15 protein-coding genes are annotated in these 16,131 nt (G+C 74.1%); 3 read left to right on the top strand and 12 right to left on the bottom strand.

The genetic code is table 11. The features are described 5' to 3' along the window. Positions 1–44 precede the first annotated feature (44 nt). The 5 genes from fxsA to PUR61_RS37830 all read right to left on the bottom strand — a co-directional run bounded on the left by fxsA (position 45) and on the right by PUR61_RS37830 (position 5,105). Positions 45–623 carry an FxsA family membrane protein gene (gene fxsA / locus PUR61_RS37850; RefSeq protein WP_329884228.1) on the bottom strand — a complete coding sequence of 193 codons (579 nt, stop codon included), beginning with the start codon at positions 621–623 and terminating at the stop codon, positions 45–47. A 55-nt stretch (positions 624–678) separates the two neighbouring features. After that, positions 679–2,340, bottom strand: coding sequence for an apolipoprotein N-acyltransferase (gene lnt / locus PUR61_RS37845; RefSeq protein ID WP_329884225.1), 1,662 nt, complete (start codon positions 2,338–2,340; stop codon positions 679–681). A gap of 125 nt (positions 2,341–2,465) precedes the next feature. Further along, positions 2,466–2,936 (bottom strand): N-acetyltransferase, encoded by a 471-nt coding sequence (locus PUR61_RS37840; protein WP_329884223.1) that lies wholly within the window; start codon positions 2,934–2,936, stop codon positions 2,466–2,468. 44 nt (positions 2,937–2,980) lie between these two features. Beyond that, positions 2,981–4,633, bottom strand: a complete 1,653-nt coding sequence (locus PUR61_RS37835; RefSeq protein ID WP_329884221.1) for an amidohydrolase — start codon at positions 4,631–4,633, stop codon at positions 2,981–2,983. Between the two features lie 31 nt (positions 4,634–4,664). Continuing rightward, positions 4,665–5,105 (bottom strand): Lrp/AsnC family transcriptional regulator, encoded by a 441-nt coding sequence (locus tag PUR61_RS37830; RefSeq protein WP_329884219.1) that lies wholly within the window; start codon positions 5,103–5,105, stop codon positions 4,665–4,667. 229 nt (positions 5,106–5,334) lie between these two features. Here PUR61_RS37830 and PUR61_RS37825 point away from each other — a divergent pair, with 229 nt between their 5' ends. Continuing rightward, positions 5,335–5,787 carry a hypothetical protein gene (locus PUR61_RS37825; protein ID WP_329884217.1) on the top strand — a complete coding sequence of 151 codons (453 nt, stop codon included), beginning with the start codon at positions 5,335–5,337 and terminating at the stop codon, positions 5,785–5,787. Positions 5,788–5,942: 155 nt separating this feature from the next. Here PUR61_RS37825 and PUR61_RS37820 read toward each other — a convergent pair whose 3' ends face one another. Beyond that, positions 5,943–7,106: an acyl-CoA dehydrogenase family protein gene (locus PUR61_RS37820; RefSeq protein ID WP_329884215.1), complete on the bottom strand. Its 1,164-nt coding sequence runs from the start codon at positions 7,104–7,106 to the stop codon at positions 5,943–5,945. 211 nt (positions 7,107–7,317) lie between these two features. Between PUR61_RS37820 and PUR61_RS37815 the strand changes: the two genes are divergently transcribed. Together PUR61_RS37815 and PUR61_RS37810 are read left to right on the top strand one after the other, a co-directional pair. Continuing rightward, entirely contained in the window at positions 7,318–7,956 is a 639-nt protein-coding gene (locus PUR61_RS37815; protein WP_443035309.1) for a uridine kinase family protein, read from the top strand. Positions 7,957–8,351: 395 nt separating this feature from the next. After that, the gene (locus PUR61_RS37810) at positions 8,352–10,496 is read left to right on the top strand and encodes an AAA family ATPase (protein WP_443035310.1); all 2,145 of its coding nucleotides are present in this window, start codon (positions 8,352–8,354) and stop codon (positions 10,494–10,496) included. A gap of 89 nt (positions 10,497–10,585) precedes the next feature. Here the strand turns inward: PUR61_RS37810 and PUR61_RS37805 are convergent, their stop codons facing one another. The 6 genes from PUR61_RS37805 to PUR61_RS37780 all read right to left on the bottom strand — a co-directional run bounded on the left by PUR61_RS37805 (position 10,586) and on the right by PUR61_RS37780 (position 16,015). Next, on the bottom strand, positions 10,586–11,575 hold the full coding sequence (locus PUR61_RS37805; RefSeq protein ID WP_329884211.1) for an NAD-dependent epimerase/dehydratase family protein: 990 nt from the start codon (positions 11,573–11,575) through the stop codon (positions 10,586–10,588). A gap of 99 nt (positions 11,576–11,674) precedes the next feature. Then, positions 11,675–12,721, bottom strand: coding sequence for a hemolysin family protein (locus PUR61_RS37800; protein WP_329884209.1), 1,047 nt, complete (start codon positions 12,719–12,721; stop codon positions 11,675–11,677). Next, the gene (locus PUR61_RS37795) at positions 12,718–14,064 is read right to left on the bottom strand and encodes a hemolysin family protein (RefSeq protein ID WP_329884207.1); all 1,347 of its coding nucleotides are present in this window, start codon (positions 14,062–14,064) and stop codon (positions 12,718–12,720) included. The genes PUR61_RS37800 and PUR61_RS37795 overlap by 4 nt, the downstream gene beginning before the upstream one ends. A gap of 225 nt (positions 14,065–14,289) precedes the next feature. After that, positions 14,290–14,724: a PH domain-containing protein gene (locus PUR61_RS37790; protein ID WP_329884205.1), complete on the bottom strand. Its 435-nt coding sequence runs from the start codon at positions 14,722–14,724 to the stop codon at positions 14,290–14,292. Positions 14,725–14,836: 112 nt separating this feature from the next. Next, a complete protein-coding gene (gene hisG, locus PUR61_RS37785) occupies positions 14,837–15,685 on the bottom strand; it encodes an ATP phosphoribosyltransferase (RefSeq protein ID WP_329884203.1) in 849 nt (282 codons plus the stop codon). Between the two features lie 57 nt (positions 15,686–15,742). Then, the gene (locus PUR61_RS37780; RefSeq protein ID WP_030306151.1) at positions 15,743–16,015 is read right to left on the bottom strand and encodes a phosphoribosyl-ATP diphosphatase; all 273 of its coding nucleotides are present in this window, start codon (positions 16,013–16,015) and stop codon (positions 15,743–15,745) included. Positions 16,016–16,131: the final 116 nt, after the last annotated feature.

Here is a 16,131-nt window from a genome sequence, read left to right as displayed (position 1 = left end):
GCCGGGGGCGTGCGAGCCCTCCGGCGGCCGTGCGGCCGAGCCGGTCAGCCGTTGATCGGCGGGCGGTAGCCGGTGTCCGGGCCCTGCGCGTCGCGCGGGCCGCTGCCCGGCTCCACGACCTCGCCCTGGATCACCTTGCCGTCCGGGCGGTGGATGCGCAGCTGCTCCTGGAGCCGCATCGCGTCCGCGAACGGGTCGGCGCCGACCGAGGAGGTCGAACGCAGCGCCTTGTCCGCGAGCCGGCGCCCGGCCGCCCGCCAGAGCACCCGGGTCGGCGGGAACAGCAGGGTGAGCGCCAGGGCGTCCGAGAGGAAGCCCGGCACGATGAGCAGCAGGCCCGCCAGCACCGTGAGGCTGGTGCCGGTCTGGGCCTGCTGCGACTGCGGGTCGCGGCTCTGCTCGATCGCCGCCGACAGGGCCTTGAGTCCGGCCCGCTTGATCAGCGAACCGCCGATCACCGCCCCGGCGATCAGCAGCAGGACGACGGTCAGGCCGCCCAGCCAGGATCCCACCTGGACCAGCAGCCAGATCTCCAGGACCAGCCAGGCGGTGATCACCAGCGGCAGCACCCGCCGGAGCTTCGAGCGCGGCGCCGGACGGGCGGGGGTAGCTTGCTGGGTCACGGTACGAATCCACTCCTAGCGGTGCTCTGCGCGCCGCACGGGAGGTCCGAACCGGCTACGGCACCAACTGCTCCAACGATCGCCCGTCGGCCGGTGTTCCGTCGGTCCGCGCGCCGGCCTCCGGACGCCGGCGACGGGTGACCAGTACCGCCCCGCCGCAGGCCAGCAGGCCGGCCAGGGCGAGCGTCCACTCGGGCACGGCGCCCAGACGGTCGGCGACGGTCGTGCCGTCGCGCAGCGGGACGGTGGCGGACAGCTCGGCGGCGGTCAGCTCCTCGGTCCGCTGGACGACCGTGCCGTCCGGGGCGATCACCGCGCTGATTCCGCTGGTGGCGGCGATCAGCACGGCCCGGCCGTGCTCCACCGCGCGCAGTCGGCTCATCGCCAGCTGCTGTTCGGGCTGGCCGGTCCTGGCGTAGGTGGCGTTGTTGGTCTGGACGACGAGCACCCGGGCGCCCTGGTCGACGGTGTCGCGGACGATCTCGTCGTAGGCCACCTCGAAGCAGATGACGTCGCCGATCCGGGCCGGGCCGAGCTGCATGACGCCGTTGTGGTCACCGGGGTAGAAGTCGCGGGCGACCCGCTGGAGCCGGGTGATCACCTTGGACAGCTGGTCGCGGAACGGCACGTACTCGCCGAACGGCACCGGGTGCTGCTTGGTGTAGGAGGCGCCGGGGCCGGTCCTCGGGTCCCAGACGATGCCCTCGTTCTGGACGTGCTGCTCGTCCGGGCCGTCGACCAGGGTGCCGACCAGGGTGGGCACGCCGATGGCCTTCACCGCCTCGTCGATCCGCCGGTAGGCGAGCGGGTCGCTGAAGGGGTCGAGGTCGGAGGAGTTCTCCGGCCAGATCACGAGGTCGGGCTTCTCGGCGCGGCCGGCCGCGATGTCGGCGGCGAGCTTCTCGGTGGCGGCGGCGTGGTTGTTGAGGACCATCATCGGGCGGCCGAGGAAGTCCATGCCGGGGTTCGGTACGTTGCCCTGGATGACGGCGACCTTGACGGTCTCGGCGGGCGCGGTCGGCACGGGCACGAGGAAGCCGGCGAGCATCACGGCGACGGCGCCGAGGAGCCCGGCGGCGGCCGGGCGCGGGTGCCCGGCGCGGCCCCGGCCGGGCAGCCGCAGGACGGCCCAGGCGAGCAGGGTGCCGGAGAGGGCGACCGCGAAGGTCACCAGCGGGGCGCCGCCGAGCGCCGCCAGCGGGGTGAAGGGCGTGGCGGTGTTGGCGAAGGCGAGCCGGCCCCAGGGGAAGCCGCCGAGCGGCAGCCGGTCACGGGCCCACTCCTGGGTGATCCAGAGGCAGGCGCCCCAGAGCGGCCAGACGGGCAGCCGGGAGGTGACCGCGAGACCGGCACCGAGGGCGGCCAGGAACAGCGCCTCGACGACCGAGAGGCCGACGGTGGCGTCCCAGCCGATCACCCGCAGCCAGCTGAGCAGCATCAGGAAGAACGGCAGTCCGAAGGCGAAGCCGGTCCAGGCACCCTGCCGCACGGTGCGGCCCCGGGTGAGCAGGGAGAGCGCGGCGACGCCGAGCAGCGAGAGCGGCCAGAGGTCGTACGGCGGGAAGGCCAGGGCGAGCAGGAGCCCGGCGAGCACGGCCAGTGCGGTGCGGGGCAGACCGGCCCGGACCTTGGCGAGCGCGCGGACGGCCCGGCCTTCGCGAGGGGTCCCGTCTGGGGTCTCGGATGCGGTCCCGGACCGCTCCGGGGGGACGGGCATGGCCACCGTCGCACCATCTCTCTCGGTGCCGCCGCGGAGGTACACGGACGGCTGTTCGGACGCTGTCCGAAGAAGGTACCCCGTCAGGACACCGAACCGTGAGGTGAGGGTCGCTTCGTACCGCTTCAGCGCGGGCTGTAGCGGACCTCGCGGAGCGGCCAGTCGGCGTCGAGCCAGGCGGACACGGCGCGGTACAGCGGGGCGTCCAGCTCGGCGCGGTCGGCGCGGACCCAGGAGCTGACCTTGGTCACGGCCGGCTCCTCGCGGTCCGGGTAGACGTAGACGCAGCCGATCACGGCGTCGCCGGGGACCTCGCGGACGGTGTAGGTGAAGCCCCTGCGGGCGGCGAAGTCGGCGGCGTGCCGGCGCAGGTCGGCGAGGTTGCGGTCGAGGGGCATGCCCTCGACCGGGGGCCAGTGGCCGTGGCCGAAGCCGGGGGTGGCACGGATGTGTTCGATGCTGCCGCTCCAGGCGGCGTGGTCGGCCTCGTTGTGCTGCTCGCCGAGGGGCTCCAGGCGGAACCCCTCGGCGCGCAGCTCGCGCGGCACGGTGAAGCCGGCGGGGACGAACGCGGGTGCGGTGGTGTGATCGGTCATGCCGGTCACGCTACGGGCCGCACCGCGCCACGATCATCCGCTTTTCACTCGGCGGCGCGGTAGACCGTGCGGCCGAGAACCACGGTGCGCAGGCAGACCGGCAGCGGACGGCCCGGGGTGAGGTCGGGCAGACCGGGGGTGCCGGAGCGCGGGTCGGTGGACCAGCCCGCCACCCGGGAGTCCGGCGCCTGGACGACCAGGTCGTCGGCGGCCCAGATCGCGTAGCTGGCGACGGCGCCGGGGACGAGCACGCCGTCGTGGTCCCGGCCGATCGCGCGCCAGCCGCCCCGGGTGTGGGCGGTGAAGGCGGCCCGGACCGAGATCCGGTGCTCCGGGGTCCGGTGGAAGGCGGCGGCCCGGACCGCCCCCCAGGGGTCGAGCGGGGTGACCGGGGCGTCCGAGCCGAAGGCGAGCGGCACGCCGACCCGCAGCAGGGCCGCGAAGGGGTTGAGCGCGGCGGCGCGCTCGGCGCCGAGCCGCTGGACGTACATGCCCTCCGGGCCGCCCCAGGCGGCGTCGAAGGCCGGCTGGACGGAGGCGGTGAGACCCAGCTCGGCGAAGGCCGCGACGGTCTTGTCGTCCAGCGCCTCGGCGTGCTCGACCCGGTGGCGCAGCGCCCGGACCCGCCCGGCGCCGACCCGCTCCCCGGCCGTCCGGACGCCCTCGACCACGGCGGCGACCGCGGCGTCGCCGATGGCGTGGAAGCCGGCCTGGAGCCCGGCCGCGGTGCAGGCCGCGACGTGGTCGGCGACCTGCTCGGCGGTCAGGTACGACGTCCCGGTGTGGTCGGCGTCGGCGTAACTGGCGTGCAGGCAGGCGGTGTGCGAGCCGATCGCGCCGTCGACGAACAGGTCGCCGCCGGCGCCGACCGCGCCGAGCCGGCGGGCGGTCTCCACGCCGCGCTCCCCCAACTCCCCCCAGTAGCCGAAGACCTCGGGGCCCTCGCCCCCGGCGGCCAGCGCGAGCAGGGCGGCGAGGTCCTCCTCGGAGGAGATCTCCGGACCGGCGCACTCGTGCAGCGCGCCGATGCCGAGTTCGGCCGCGCGGGCCAGGGCGGCGCGCTGGGCACGGGCGCGCTGCTCGGGGGTGAGGCGGGCCAACGCGGTCTGCCGGACGGCGTGGTGGGCGTCGCGGGTCAGCGGGCCGTCGGCGTGGTGGCCGGGGCGGCCGGCGAGGTCCTCGGTGAGCTCGCGCAGCGCGCTGGTGGCGAGGGCGGAGTGCACGTCGGTGCGGGAGAGGTAGACGGCCGCGCCCCGGGCGGCGGCGTCCAGCTCGGCGAGCGTGGGCGGGCGGCCCTCGGGCCAGCGGGTCTCGTCCCAGCCGTGGCCGATGAGCACGCCGCCGGGCACGTCCTGGGCGTCCACGAAGGCGGAGAGGGAGTCGAGGGCCGCGGCCAGCGAGGCACTGCCGGTGAGGTCGAGCCCGGTGAGCGCCAGCCCGGTGGACGTGGCGTGCACGTGGGCGTCGACGAAGGCGGGGGTGACCAGGGCGCCGTCCAGCTCGACGATCTCGTCGGCGGTCTGCACGTAGGCCTCGGCGGCTCCGTCGCTGCCGACCCAGGCGACGTGCCCGCCCTCGACGAGCATGGCGGTGGCGAAGGGGTCGGCGGGGCTGTAGACGGCGCCGCCGCGCAGCAGGACGGTTCGTGGGCCCCTCCTGCCCGAGGGCGGGCCAGGAGGGAGGGTGCGTTCGGTCATGCGGCCTAGTCTGCACCTCCCCGGAGCCCGCTCAGAGCTTCGGGGGGCGCGCCTCGTAGGGGGTCGAGAGCACGACGGTGGTACGGGTGGAGACACCGGCGGCGCTGCGGATGCGGGCCAGCAGGTCCTCCAGGTCACCGGGGGCGCCGACCCGGACCTTGAGGATGTAGTTCTCCTCGCCGGCGACGCTGTGACAGGCCTCGATCTCGGGCAGGCCGGCCAGCCGCTCGGGCGTGTCGTCCGGGGAGCTGGGGTCGAACGGTTTGACCGAGATGAACGCGGTCAGGGCCAGGTCGACGGCGTCCGGGTCGACGATGACGGTGTAGCCGCGGATGACGCCGCGCTGCTCCAGCCGGCGCACGCGCTGGTGCACCGCCGAAGTGGACAGGCCGGTCGCCTTGCCCAGGTCCGTGTAGCTCATCCGGCCGTCCTGGAGGAGCAGCTGGACGATGCGTTGGTCGAGATCCTCCACAAGGCGCAAACCTACCCCCTCGGGGGCGCACGCGGTGCCGGGGCGGGCGCACGCGGAGTCACCCGGGGCGCCACGGGGTGTCATACGGGCACATGCCGGGCGAATGTGGCGGACGACACACCCGGTGCATCACAGTGCGCCCGGCCGCAGGGTTATGAGTCCGCGTGGGCGGGAAGTGCTGGTTGTGGCCCCGGGCGACCACGCCGGGCCCGATCCGAGGGGGATCACCATGCGCGTAGCCGACCACCGCCCGACGGGCGCGGACGACTCCCACGATACGAGCGACCGCGAGGACCTCGCGGTCCCCTACGACGCCGCGCCCGGGGTGGACCCGGGCGAGGCCGACACCTGGGAGATCTTCCGGGTGCACTGCCCGGAGTGCCGGCGTCCGATCGCCCTGGTGGGCGACGAGGAGCGGCTCCCGCAGCACGCCGTCCTGCCGACCGCCTGGCACCCCTTCTCCCCCGCGCTCTGCCCGGGTTCGGGCGTGCCGTCGGACGACCTGGCCGAGGTGGACGCCGCCGAGGACGCGGAGCCGACCGGCCTGGAGGCGCTGCTCGCCCTGCCCTCCGAACTCGACTGGCGCACCCAGCCGTTCTCCCACGCGATGGTGCACCGCCCGGTCCGGGTGGAGCCCGCCCCGGCCATCCCCGAACAGCGCAGCCGACTGACCCGGCGCTGAACGACCGCGCCCCGGGCGGCCGTACGCCGAACCACCGCATCCTGAACGGCGTCTGGTCCGAACGTCGTTGACGGGACCTCAGAGGAAGAGACACCTCCGGGCGTCGCTCCGCACCCTGGAGCGACGCCCGGAGGCCGTTCGCGGGCCGCCCCCGCTCAGCCCTTGGTGAGGTGGCGGCCGATCACCAGGCGCTGGATCTGGTTGGTGCCCTCGACGATCTGCAGCACCTTGGCCTCGCGCATGTACCGCTCGGTGGGGAAGTCCTGCGTGTAGCCGTAGCCGCCGAGCACCTGCACGGCGTCCGTGGTCACCTTCATCGCCGCGTCGGTGCAGAACAGCTTGGCCATCGCCGCCTCCTTGGAGAACGGCAGCCCGGCGTCGCGCTTGCGGGCGGCGGCCAGGTAGAGCGCCCGGCCGGCCTCGATCTGGGTGGCCATGTCGGCGAGCAGGAACGACAGGCCCTGGAAGTCCGCGATCGGGCGGCCGAACTGGCGGCGGGTGCGCGCGTAGTCGACGGCCTGGTCGAGCGCGGCCTGGGCGACGCCGACCGCGCAGGCCGCGATGCCGAGGCGGCCGGAGTCGAGCGCGGCGAGCGCGATCTGGAAGCCCTGGCCCTCACTGCCGATCAGCCGCTCCCGGGGGACCCGGGCGCCGTCGAAGTGCAGTTGGGCGGTCGGCGAGGACTTCATGCCCATCTTGTGCTCCGGCGGGGCCGCCGACAGCCCGGGCTGGGTACCGGGCACCAGCAGGCAGCTGATCCCGCGCGCGCCCTCCTCGCCGGTCCGGACCAGCGAGCTGTAGAAGTCGGCGTGGCCGCCGTGGGTGATCCACGCCTTGGTGCCGCTGACCACGTACGCGTCACCGTCCAGGTCGGCGCGGGTGCGCAGGGCGGCGGCGTCGGAGCCGGACTGCGGCTCGGAGAGGCAGTAGGCGCCGAGCTGCTCGCCGGAGAGCATGCCCGGGAGCCAGCGGTCGCGCTGTTCGTCGCTGCCGAAGGTGGCGAGCGCGTGGCAGGAGAGCGTGTGGACGCTGACGCCGAGGCCGACGGCCAGCCAGCCGGCCGCCAGCTCCTCCAGCACCTGGAGGTAGACCTCGTAGGGCTGCTCGCCGCCGCCGTGCTTCTCGTCGTACGGGAGGGAGAGCAGGCCGGCCTCGCCGAGCGTGCGGAAGACCTCGCGCGGGAAGCGGCCGACGGCCTCGTCCTCGGCGGCGCGCGGCTGCAGCTCGCGCTGGACGAGGTCCCGGGTCAGGCTCAGGAGCTCGCGGGCCTCCTCGCTCGGCAGCTGGCGGTCCACGGCTTTCGCAGGGGAGGGGGTCATAGCGGCTGGTCGCCTCCTCGATCTGGCACCGGGCCCCGGGAGTGGTGGGCCCCGCGCGGGGTGTGGCAGGTCGGCCCGACCGGCACCGGATTGCGGTGAACGGCCGTTCACATACGTGGCGAAGTGAGTATGCCCGATCACGGCGCTGCCGTCACGACCTGCTTTCCCTCACTGTCCGTATCGGCGCACGGCCCCCCGTAGGGTTGACGTTGTGGCTTGTTCCGAGACCCCCGCTCCCCCTGTAGAGGGGCCCCGCGCGCCCGCTCCGGACCTGGCCGGCCTGGCCGCCGGGCTGCGGGCGCTGCCGCCCTCCTGCGGGCCCGTGCGGCTGGTCTCGGTGGACGGCCACGCGGGTTCGGGCAAGACCACGTTCACGGACCGGCTGGCGGCGGCGCTGGGCGGGGCGCCGGTGGTCCACCTGGACGACCTGGCCACCCACGCCGAACCGTTCGGCTGGACCGGGCGCCTGCGCACGCAGGTGCTGGAGCCGCTGGCGGCCGGGCGGGACGCCGCGTACGAGATCTACGACTGGACGCTGCGCCGGTTCGCCCGCACCGCCGCGGTGCCGCTCGCGCCGGTGGTCCTGATCGAGGGGGTCGGCGCCGGGCGGCGCGCGGTGCGGCCGTGGCTGAGCCGGCTGATCTGGATGGAACTGGACGCCGCGTCGGCCCGGCGGCGCGGCGAGGAGCGGGACGGGCCCGGACTGGCCGAGTTCTGGGAGGGCTGGGCGTCGGCCGAAACCGCACATTTCGCCGACGACCCGAGCCGGCCGTTCGCCGGAAACCTGGTCGACGGAGTGACCGGACGGATCGCGCCGAGCACGTTCGGTGAACCTTCAACAAGCGCTTGACCTGCGGTATCTCCAGGAATTAGGTTCTCCCACGTTGCCGGGTTCGTTGAATCCGCAACCTCGGACCCGGCATCCCCGGCTTGTTCCCCCGTGAGCCGGGGGTGCCGTCCGTCATTCCTCCCCCGGTCCCGGCCACCGTCCAACGGCCGCACCCCCGATCGCATTTGACATCGTGCGGCACCCTTCCGGATCAGCGCCGCGCCGGTACGATTCCTGGCAGGCGCATATGCGCCCCGGGGGTTGACGACCACCGGCCGGCTCCGCACATCGCCCCGCCGGCCGAGCCCCGAGCCACACCGCGGGGGGCGTGAGTGACGACGGTGGAGAGTTCCGACAGCAACAACGCGGGCGGCACGGCGCCGGACCGGCTCGCCGACCGTGCCTGGCTCCGTGCCATGGACGCCTACACGGCCGGCGCGTACTCCCGGGCCGAGGAGGAGTTCCGCGCCGCCGTGCGACTGGACCCCGGCATGGCCGACGCCTGGCTCGGCCTGCACGCGCTGCGCAGCGACACCTCCGGCGCGCTGCTCGCCATGTACCGCCACCAGAAGCGGTTCGGTGAACAACGCCGCCGGCACGGCCGGCCGCTCAGCTCCTGGTACTGGCTCGGCTGGTGGGTGCAGCCGGTCCTGGAGAACACCCGGGACCTGGCGCTCGCCCACGCCTCGCACTGGCTCGACGGGCGTCACCTCACCGAGCTGGACCAGGCCCTGGAACAGTGCCCGGACCCCGACGACGACCCGTGCGCCCGGTTCCTGCACGCCTGCCGGTCCTACCTCCTGAAGGACTGGGAGCAGCTGATCAGGGACACCGACCGGCTGCTGGACGACCCGCTGCTCGGCATCGAGGCCGGACTCTTCGCCGGCATGGCGCGGGTCCGGCTGGACATGTGCGCGCAGGCCCAGGGGCCGCTCGCCGCCTCGCTCGCCCGCTGCCGCTCCGAGCAGCCGCAGCGCAAGGAGCTGCGGTACTGGCTGGCCCGCTCGTACGAGGGCGCCGGGCGCAGCGCGGCCGCGTTACCGCTCTACCGGGCCGTCCACCGGGCCGATCCCGCGTTCATGGACACCGCGGCCCGGCTCACCGCGATCTCGGCGGAGGACGGCGTCGCCGACGCGCTGCTGGAATCCGGCGCAGCGGGCGGGCTCGGCCGCGAGACGGGCCGCGCGGGCGGCCCGGAGGACGGGCTGGACCCCCTGGACCCCCTGGGCCCCCTGGGTTCGCCGGGCTCCGTGGAGGCGCCGGACGCGCTGGACGCGACGGGGCTCGACCCCGTCGGCTACGGGGCCTTCGGACCGGATCCGGTCGGCGCGGAGGCTCCCGGCCCGGGCGGTCCCGGCGTCGAGGGGCTCGGCGGCGACGGCCTCGCCGGCGGGAGTCCGAACCTGGCGGGTGTCGGCGCGGAGGGGCCGGGGCCGGCCCTCACCGGTCCCGACGGCCCCGGCGGTTCGGTTGCGGATGTTCCCGGCCCGGACGCCGAGCCCTACCCCGCGGCGCCGGCCGCGCCCGCCACCGCGGGGACCGGCACCGACAACAGACCCGGCAGCGGGCCCGGGTCCACGGCGGGCGGCGGGCGCTCCGGTTCTTCGGCCGCTCCGCAGCCGGCCCCGGCCGCTCCCGCCCCGGCCCGGGGCGAGGCACTCCCCCGCACCGCGAACGCCTTCACCACGGTCGAACGCGAGGACGACCGGGGCGACTTGGACGCGGCCCTGGCCGAACTGTCGCAGATGGTCGGTCTGGAGCCGGTCAAGCGGCAGGTCCGGGCCCTCTCCGCACAGCTGCGGATGGCCAGGCTCCGCGCCGAGCAGGGCCTGCCGGTCCAGCCGCCCAAGCGCCACTTCGTCTTCTCCGGCCCCTCCGGCACCGGCAAGACCACCGTGGCCCGGATCCTCGGCCGGGTCTTCCACGCCCTCGGGCTGCTCTCCGGCGACCACCTGGTCGAGGCCCAACGGGCCGACCTGGTCGGCGAGTTCCTCGGACAGACCGCGGTCAAGGCGAACGAGCTGATCGACTCCGCGCTGGACGGCGTGCTCTTCATCGACGAGGCGTACAGCCTCTCCAACTCCGGCTACAGCAAGGGCGACGCGTACGGCGACGAGGCGCTCCAGGTCCTGCTCAAGCGCGCCGAGGACAACCGTGACCGGCTGGTGGTGATCCTGGCCGGCTACCCCGAGGGCATGAACCGGCTGCTCGCCACCAACCCCGGCCTCAACTCCCGCTTCACCACCCGGGTCGACTTCCCCAGCTACCGCCCCGGCGAGCTGACCGCGATCGGCTCGGCGCTCGCCGGGCGGGACGGGGACGGCTGGGACGAGGACGCCACCGAGGAGCTGGCCTCGATCTGCACCCACGTGGTCCGCGAGGGCTGGATCGACGAGCTGGGCAACGGCCGGTTCATCCGCACCCTGTACGAGAAGTCCTGCGCCTACCGGGACCTGCGGCTCACCATGCTGCGCGAACCGCCCGGCCGCGAGGACCTGGCCACCCTCCGGCTGCCCGACCTGGTCCAGGCGTACGGCGAGCTGATCGACGGCCGGAGCTGAACCGGTGCCTGCCCGGCACCGGGCAGGCACCGGGCCGGGGCGACCGGCCGGGCGGGCCGCCCCGGCCGGTCCGGTCACCGGCGGCCCGCTCAGCCCGCCAGCACCTTCGCCTCCAGCTCCGGGTCCAGCCCCACCTTCGGCCGGTCCGGGCGCTGCGGCGCGGTGCCGCCGATCGCGGTCAGCCAGGCCCAGGTGTCGGCGACGGTCTCCGCCACCGGGCGGCAGCGCAGCCCGGCCGCGACCGCCTTGGCGACGTCGGAGCCGTGCATGGTGTCGTACAGCTCGCCCGGCGGGATCCAGACCGGCAGGTGGCTCCACGGCTCGACGCCGGCCGCCAGGATCGGCGCGGGCTCCGTCCAGCGCAGCTCGGCGTCCGCGCCGGTGGCCGCCACACAGGCCTCCAGCAGCTCGCCCATGGTCGCGTGCCCCCTGGGGCCGACCAGGTCGTACGGACCGCCGAGGCCGGCCGCCAGGGCGTCCAGCGTCCAGGCCGCGAGGTCGCGGGCGTCGATGTACTGCACGGCGAGGTCGCGCGGCCCGGGGGCCAGCACCGGGCCGCCGCGGGCGATCCGGCCGAGCCACCAGGGCAGCCGGCCGATGTTCTCGTACGGGCCGAGGATCAGTCCGGCCCGCACCAGCAGGGCCCGGTCGCCGAACGCGTCCAGCACCGCCAGCTCGCCGCCCCGCTTGGCCTGCGGGTACGCCACGTCACCGCCGTCGTCGGGCGAACCGTCGACCACCGGTGCGGTCTCGTCCGCGCCGGCCGGGGCCGGGTAGGCGTACACCGAGCGGCTGGACACGTACGCATACCGGCCGACCCGGCCGGCCAGCAGGCGGGCGCTCTCGCGCACCGCAGACGGAGCGCCGGACCAGGTGTCCACCACGGCGTCCCACTCCCCCTCGGCGAGCGCCGCGAGCCCGCCCCCGGCCGTCCGGTCCCCGTGCCGGACCTCGGCCACCCCCTCCGGCGGAGCGTGCGTCCCCCGGTGGAAGACCGTCACCTCCCACCCTCTCGCCACCGCGTCCTCGGCCACGGCCCGACCGACGAACTCCGTCCCACCCAGCAGTAGAAGCTTCATGCCGCCCACCCTGCACAGAGGGTGGGCGGCATGGGAACAGTCGCACGCTCAGAGCGGAATCGCCCTGAGCGAAAGGGCCGGGCCGAAGGCCGGGGCCGGCTACGCCGCGGAGCGGTGGTCCGGGTCGTGGACCTCGCCGACCAGCTCCTCCAGGACGTCCTCCAGCATCACCACGCCGAGCGTCCGCCCGTCGGCGTCGAGGACGGCCGCCAGGTGGCAGGCGGCCCGGCGCATGGCGCCGAGCGCGTCGTCCAGCGGGAGCGTGCCGCGCACCACCGTGATCGGCCGCCAGAGGCGGGCCGGGACCGGCGCGGTCGGGTCCTCGACGTCCAGGATGTCCTTGAGGTGCAGGTACCCCAGGTAGCCGTGGCCTGCCGGGTCGCCGTCGGCGACCGGGAAGCGCGAGAACCCGGTGCGCAGCGCCAGCTCCTCGATCTGTGCGGCGGTCACCTTGGTGTCCACGGTGACCAGCTGCTCAGGGGTGAGCAGGACCTCGGTGACCGGGCGGCGGCCCAGCTCCAGGGCGTCCTCCAGACGTTCCTGGCGGCCCTCGTCGAGCAGGCCGGCGTCCCGGGAGTCGACGAGCAGGTACATCAGCTGCTCGGTGGTGAAGACCGACTCCACCTCGTCCTTGACCTCGACCTTGAACAGCTTCAGCACGCCGTTGGCGAAGGCGTTCAGGAACGAGATCACCGGGGTGAGCCAGCGGGCCAGGCGGTCCAGCGGCGGGCCGAGCCAGAGCGCGGCCTTCTCCGGGCCGGCCAGCGCGATGTTCTTGGGCACCATCTCGCCCAGCACCATGTGCAGGTAGACCACGACGGCCAGGGAGATGCCGTACGAGAGCGGGTGCATCAGGCCGGACGGGATGCCGATCGCGTGGAACGGCCCCTCCAGCAGGTGGGCGATGGTCGGCTCGGCGAGGGCACCGAGGCCCAGCGAGCAGACGGTGATGCCGAGCTGCGCGGCGGCGAGCATCGCGGAGACGTTGGAGAGCGCGTGCAGCACGGTGCGGGCACGCTTGTTGCCTGCCTCGGCGAGCGGCTCGATCTGGCTGCGCCGGACCGAGACGACGGCGAACTCCGCGCCGACGAAGAAGGCGTTGCCGAGGAGCAGCAGGACGGCGACGGCCAGTTGGAGCGCGGTCATCGGGTCCCGTCCTCGTCGTCGCCGAAGAAGTGGTGGTGCTCGGCGGTGCGTTCCACCCGGACCCGGCTGGTCCGGTGGCGGTCCACGGCCTCGACGGTGAACCGCCAGCCGGGCAGCTCGGTCTGCTCGCCCGGGGCGGGCAGCTTGCCGAGCAGGTCGGTGACCAGGCCGGCCAGGGTCTCGTACGGACCGTCCGGGGCGTACAGGCCGATGGCCTCCAGCTGGTCGAGCCGGGCGCGGCCGTCGGCGGCCCAGACGGGCTGTCCGTCGACCGGCGGCAGCGGCAGCAGCTCGGGGGTGTCGGCCGGGTCGTGCTCGTCCTGCACCTCGCCGACGATCTCCTCGACGATGTCCTCGACGGTGACCACGCCGGCGGTGCCGCCGTACTCGTCCACCACGATGGCCATCGGCTGGAGGCGGCGCAGCTGGTCGAGCAGCCGTTCGGCCGGGAGCGTCGCGGGCACCAGCAGCGGCGGCACGGCCAGGTCGGAGACCCGGACCGAGGCGCGCCGGCCGGAGGGGACGGCGAGCGCGTCCTTGAGCGTGACGGTGCCGGTGACCTCGTCCAGGCTGTCGCTGTAGACCGGGAAGCGGGAGAGGCCGGTGGCGCGGGTCAGGTTGAGGACGTCGGCGGCGCTGGCGTCGTGCTGGAGCGCGGCCACGTCGATCCTCGGGGTCATCACGGATTCGGCGGTGAGGTCGCCGAGGCCGAGGGTCCGCACGAACAGGGTGGCGGACTCCTCGTCTATGGCGCCGGCCCTGGCCGAGTGACGCGCGAGCGAGACCAGCTCGGCAGGGGTCCGGGCGTGGCCCAGCTCCTCCTGCGGCTCGATCCCGAAGGCGCGGACCATCCGGTCGGCCGAACCGTTCAGCACGCTGATCAGCGGGCGGCAGACGCGCGAGAAGGCCATGTGCGGCGCGGCGACCGCGCGGGCCACCTGGAGCGGCCGGGAGATCGCCCAGTTCTTCGGGACCAGCTCACCGATCACCATCTGGACCACGGTGGCGAGCACCATGCCGATGATCACGCCGGTGCCTCGGGCCGCGCCCTCGGGCAGGCCGACGCCGGTGAGGACGGGCTTCAGGAGGACGGAGAGCGCCGGCTCGGCGAGCATGCCGACCACCAGCGAGGTGACGGTGATGCCGAGCTGGGCTCCGGAGAGCTCGAAGGAGAGGTGCCGCAGGGCCTTGGAGACCCGGCCGGACTTGGCGTCCCCGGCCTCGGCGGAGCGCTCGACGGCGCCGCGCTCGACGGTCACGAAGGCGAACTCGGCGGCCACGAAGAGGCCGTTGGCGAGGATGAGCAGAAGGGCTGCGAGCAGCAGCAGCCAGGCGGTGATCACAGTGCCGCCTGCCTTCCGAGGGTCGGAAGTTGGGCGGCGCAGGTACTACCGGACGGATCGTCCATGGACGGGGGGTTTCACTCCTCAGGTCGTTTTCGGGCAGGACAATGCCTTTGCCCCGCTTTTACCAGCGTAGACGATACCCGTGCGCATGTCGGATCCGTGTTCGGACCCGCGAAGGGCGTGAAGGGAGGCGAGCAGCGGTGCGAGGGGCGGAACGGCGGCTCAGTGGCCGCGGCGCTCGACCAGGTCGCGCAGCGCGCGGGCGTCCGCGATGGCCTGGGCCTTGCCCACACCGGACTGGATACCGACGGCGGCCAGCGAGGAGCCGTCCGCGAGGTCGAGCGTGGCCCACGGGTCGCCCTGGCGGAAGTTGACCCGGACGATCTCGGCCCAGGCCAGGCGACGGCTGCGGACGAAGTTGACCACGGTGACGCCCTCGGCGTCGGCCCTGACCCGGGGGCGGGCCAGCATCAGGCCCACCGAGGCGAAGAACACCCCGCTGGCCGCCATCATCAGCCGGTCGTTGAACTGCCAGTTCGCCGGCAGCGCGACCGCCATCACGGCGAACAGCACCACCAGCAGCGCGCAGACCGGCAGCAGGACGGCACGGGTGCGGCGCGGGGCCCAGGTGACGGGGAACTCGGCGGTGGTGGACACGAGGGGCTCCGGGGTGGTTCGACGGCTGGTGCGGGGAAGGGGCGGGGACGCGTACGGCGTCCCCGCCCCATTCAACCGGTCCTTACCTGCGGGGCCGCAGGCGGCAGGCGGATCAGAGACGGCAGGCGTGGATGTTGGTGACCAGGATCGCCCGGGCGCCGATGCTCCACAGGTCGTCCATGATCCGCTGGGCCTCCTTGCGGAGCACCATCGCGCGGACGGCCACCCAGCCCTCGGTGTGCAGCGGGGAGACGGTCGGCGACTCCAGGCCCGGGGTGAGACCGACGGCGGCGCCGACGTTCTCGGCGCGGATGTCGTAGTCCATCAGCACGTAGCGGCGGGCCACCAGGACGCCCTGCAGACGGCGCAGGAACTGGTCGACGGCCGGGTCCTCGCCGGCGCCCTTGGGGCGGATCACCACGGCGTCGGAGACCAGGATCGGCTCACCGAACACCTCCAGGCCCGCGTTGCGCAGGCTGGTGCCGGTCTCCACCACGTCGGCGATCACGTCGGCGACGCCCAGCTGCACCGCGGTCTCGACCGCGCCGTCCAGCTTGGTGACGGTGGCCTTGACCCCGTGGTCGGCGAGGTGCTGCTCGACCAGGCCGGTGTAGGAGGTGGCGATCCGCAGACCCTCCAGCCCCTGCACGTCCTGGACGTCCACGCCCTCCGGGCGGGCGAAGCGGAAGGTGGAGCCGCCGAAGCCGAGGGCCAGCACCTCCTCCGCGTTGGAGTGCGAGTCCAGGAGCAGGTCACGGCCGGTGATGCCGACGTCGAGGCGGCCGGAGCCGACGTAGACCGCGATGTCGCGCGGGCGCAGGAAGAAGAACTCGACCTGGTTGCCCGGGTCGACCAGCACGAGCTCCTTGGCGTCCTTGCGCTGGCGGTAGCCGGCCTCATGGAGCATCTCCGCCGCAGGACCCGAGAGCGAACCCTTGTTGGGAACGGCGATGCGCAGCATGGAGGTCTGTTCCTTACCTGTTGGGTGTGACGAAGGGGGTTACGTGCCGGACCGGTTCTAGAGGTACTTGTAGACGTCGTCGAGCGTCAGCCCACGGGCGACCATCATCACCTGAAGGTGGTAGAGGAGCTGGGAGATCTCCTCGGCGGTCTGCTCGTCCGACTGGAACTCGGCGGCCATCCAGACCTCTGCGGCCTCCTCGACGACCTTCTTGCCGATCGCATGGACGCCCTGCTGGACGAGCTGCGCGGTACGGGAGGACGAGGGGTCGCCGGTGGCGGCCTTCTGCTGGAGCTCGGTGAAGAGCTCCTCGAATGTCTTCGAAGCCATGATGGACTCACCTTACGGCGTGCGGGCTTACGGGCGGTAAACGGTCCCGGACCGTGGACAGTCCGGTGGACGTCCACGGTCCGGGTTCCCGAACGGGTGGGCGGGGACGGGCCCGC

The organism is Streptomyces sp. BE20, from assembly GCF_036322525.1.
GTDB lineage: Bacteria > Actinomycetota > Actinomycetes > Streptomycetales > Streptomycetaceae > Kitasatospora.
Note: the sequence above shows the minus strand (reverse complement) of the source record. Positions and strands in the feature narration are given on the sequence as shown.

What these genes read in the sequence shown, in the direction of transcription:
- PUR61_RS37800 (WP_329884209.1), bottom strand. Translation starts at nt 12,721, where the DNA reads ATGACCGCGCTCCAACTGGCCGTCGCCGTCCTGCTGCTCCTCGGCAAC.
- PUR61_RS37840 (WP_329884223.1), bottom strand. Translation starts at nt 2,936, where the DNA reads ATGACCGATCACACCACCGCACCCGCGTTCGTCCCCGCCGGCTTCACC.
- PUR61_RS37810 (WP_443035310.1), top strand. Translation starts at nt 8,352, where the DNA reads ATGGACGCCTACACGGCCGGCGCGTACTCCCGGGCCGAGGAGGAGTTC.
- PUR61_RS37780 (WP_030306151.1), bottom strand. Translation starts at nt 16,015, where the DNA reads ATGGCTTCGAAGACATTCGAGGAGCTCTTCACCGAGCTCCAGCAGAAG.
- lnt (WP_329884225.1), bottom strand. Translation starts at nt 2,340, where the DNA reads ATGCCCGTCCCCCCGGAGCGGTCCGGGACCGCATCCGAGACCCCAGAC.
- PUR61_RS37835 (WP_329884221.1), bottom strand. Translation starts at nt 4,633, where the DNA reads ATGACCGAACGCACCCTCCCTCCTGGCCCGCCCTCGGGCAGGAGGGGC.
- PUR61_RS37805 (WP_329884211.1), bottom strand. Translation starts at nt 11,575, where the DNA reads ATGAAGCTTCTACTGCTGGGTGGGACGGAGTTCGTCGGTCGGGCCGTG.
- hisG (WP_329884203.1), bottom strand. Translation starts at nt 15,685, where the DNA reads ATGCTGCGCATCGCCGTTCCCAACAAGGGTTCGCTCTCGGGTCCTGCG.
- PUR61_RS37820 (WP_329884215.1), bottom strand. Translation starts at nt 7,106, where the DNA reads ATGACCCCCTCCCCTGCGAAAGCCGTGGACCGCCAGCTGCCGAGCGAG.
- PUR61_RS37825 (WP_329884217.1), top strand. Translation starts at nt 5,335, where the DNA reads ATGCGCGTAGCCGACCACCGCCCGACGGGCGCGGACGACTCCCACGAT.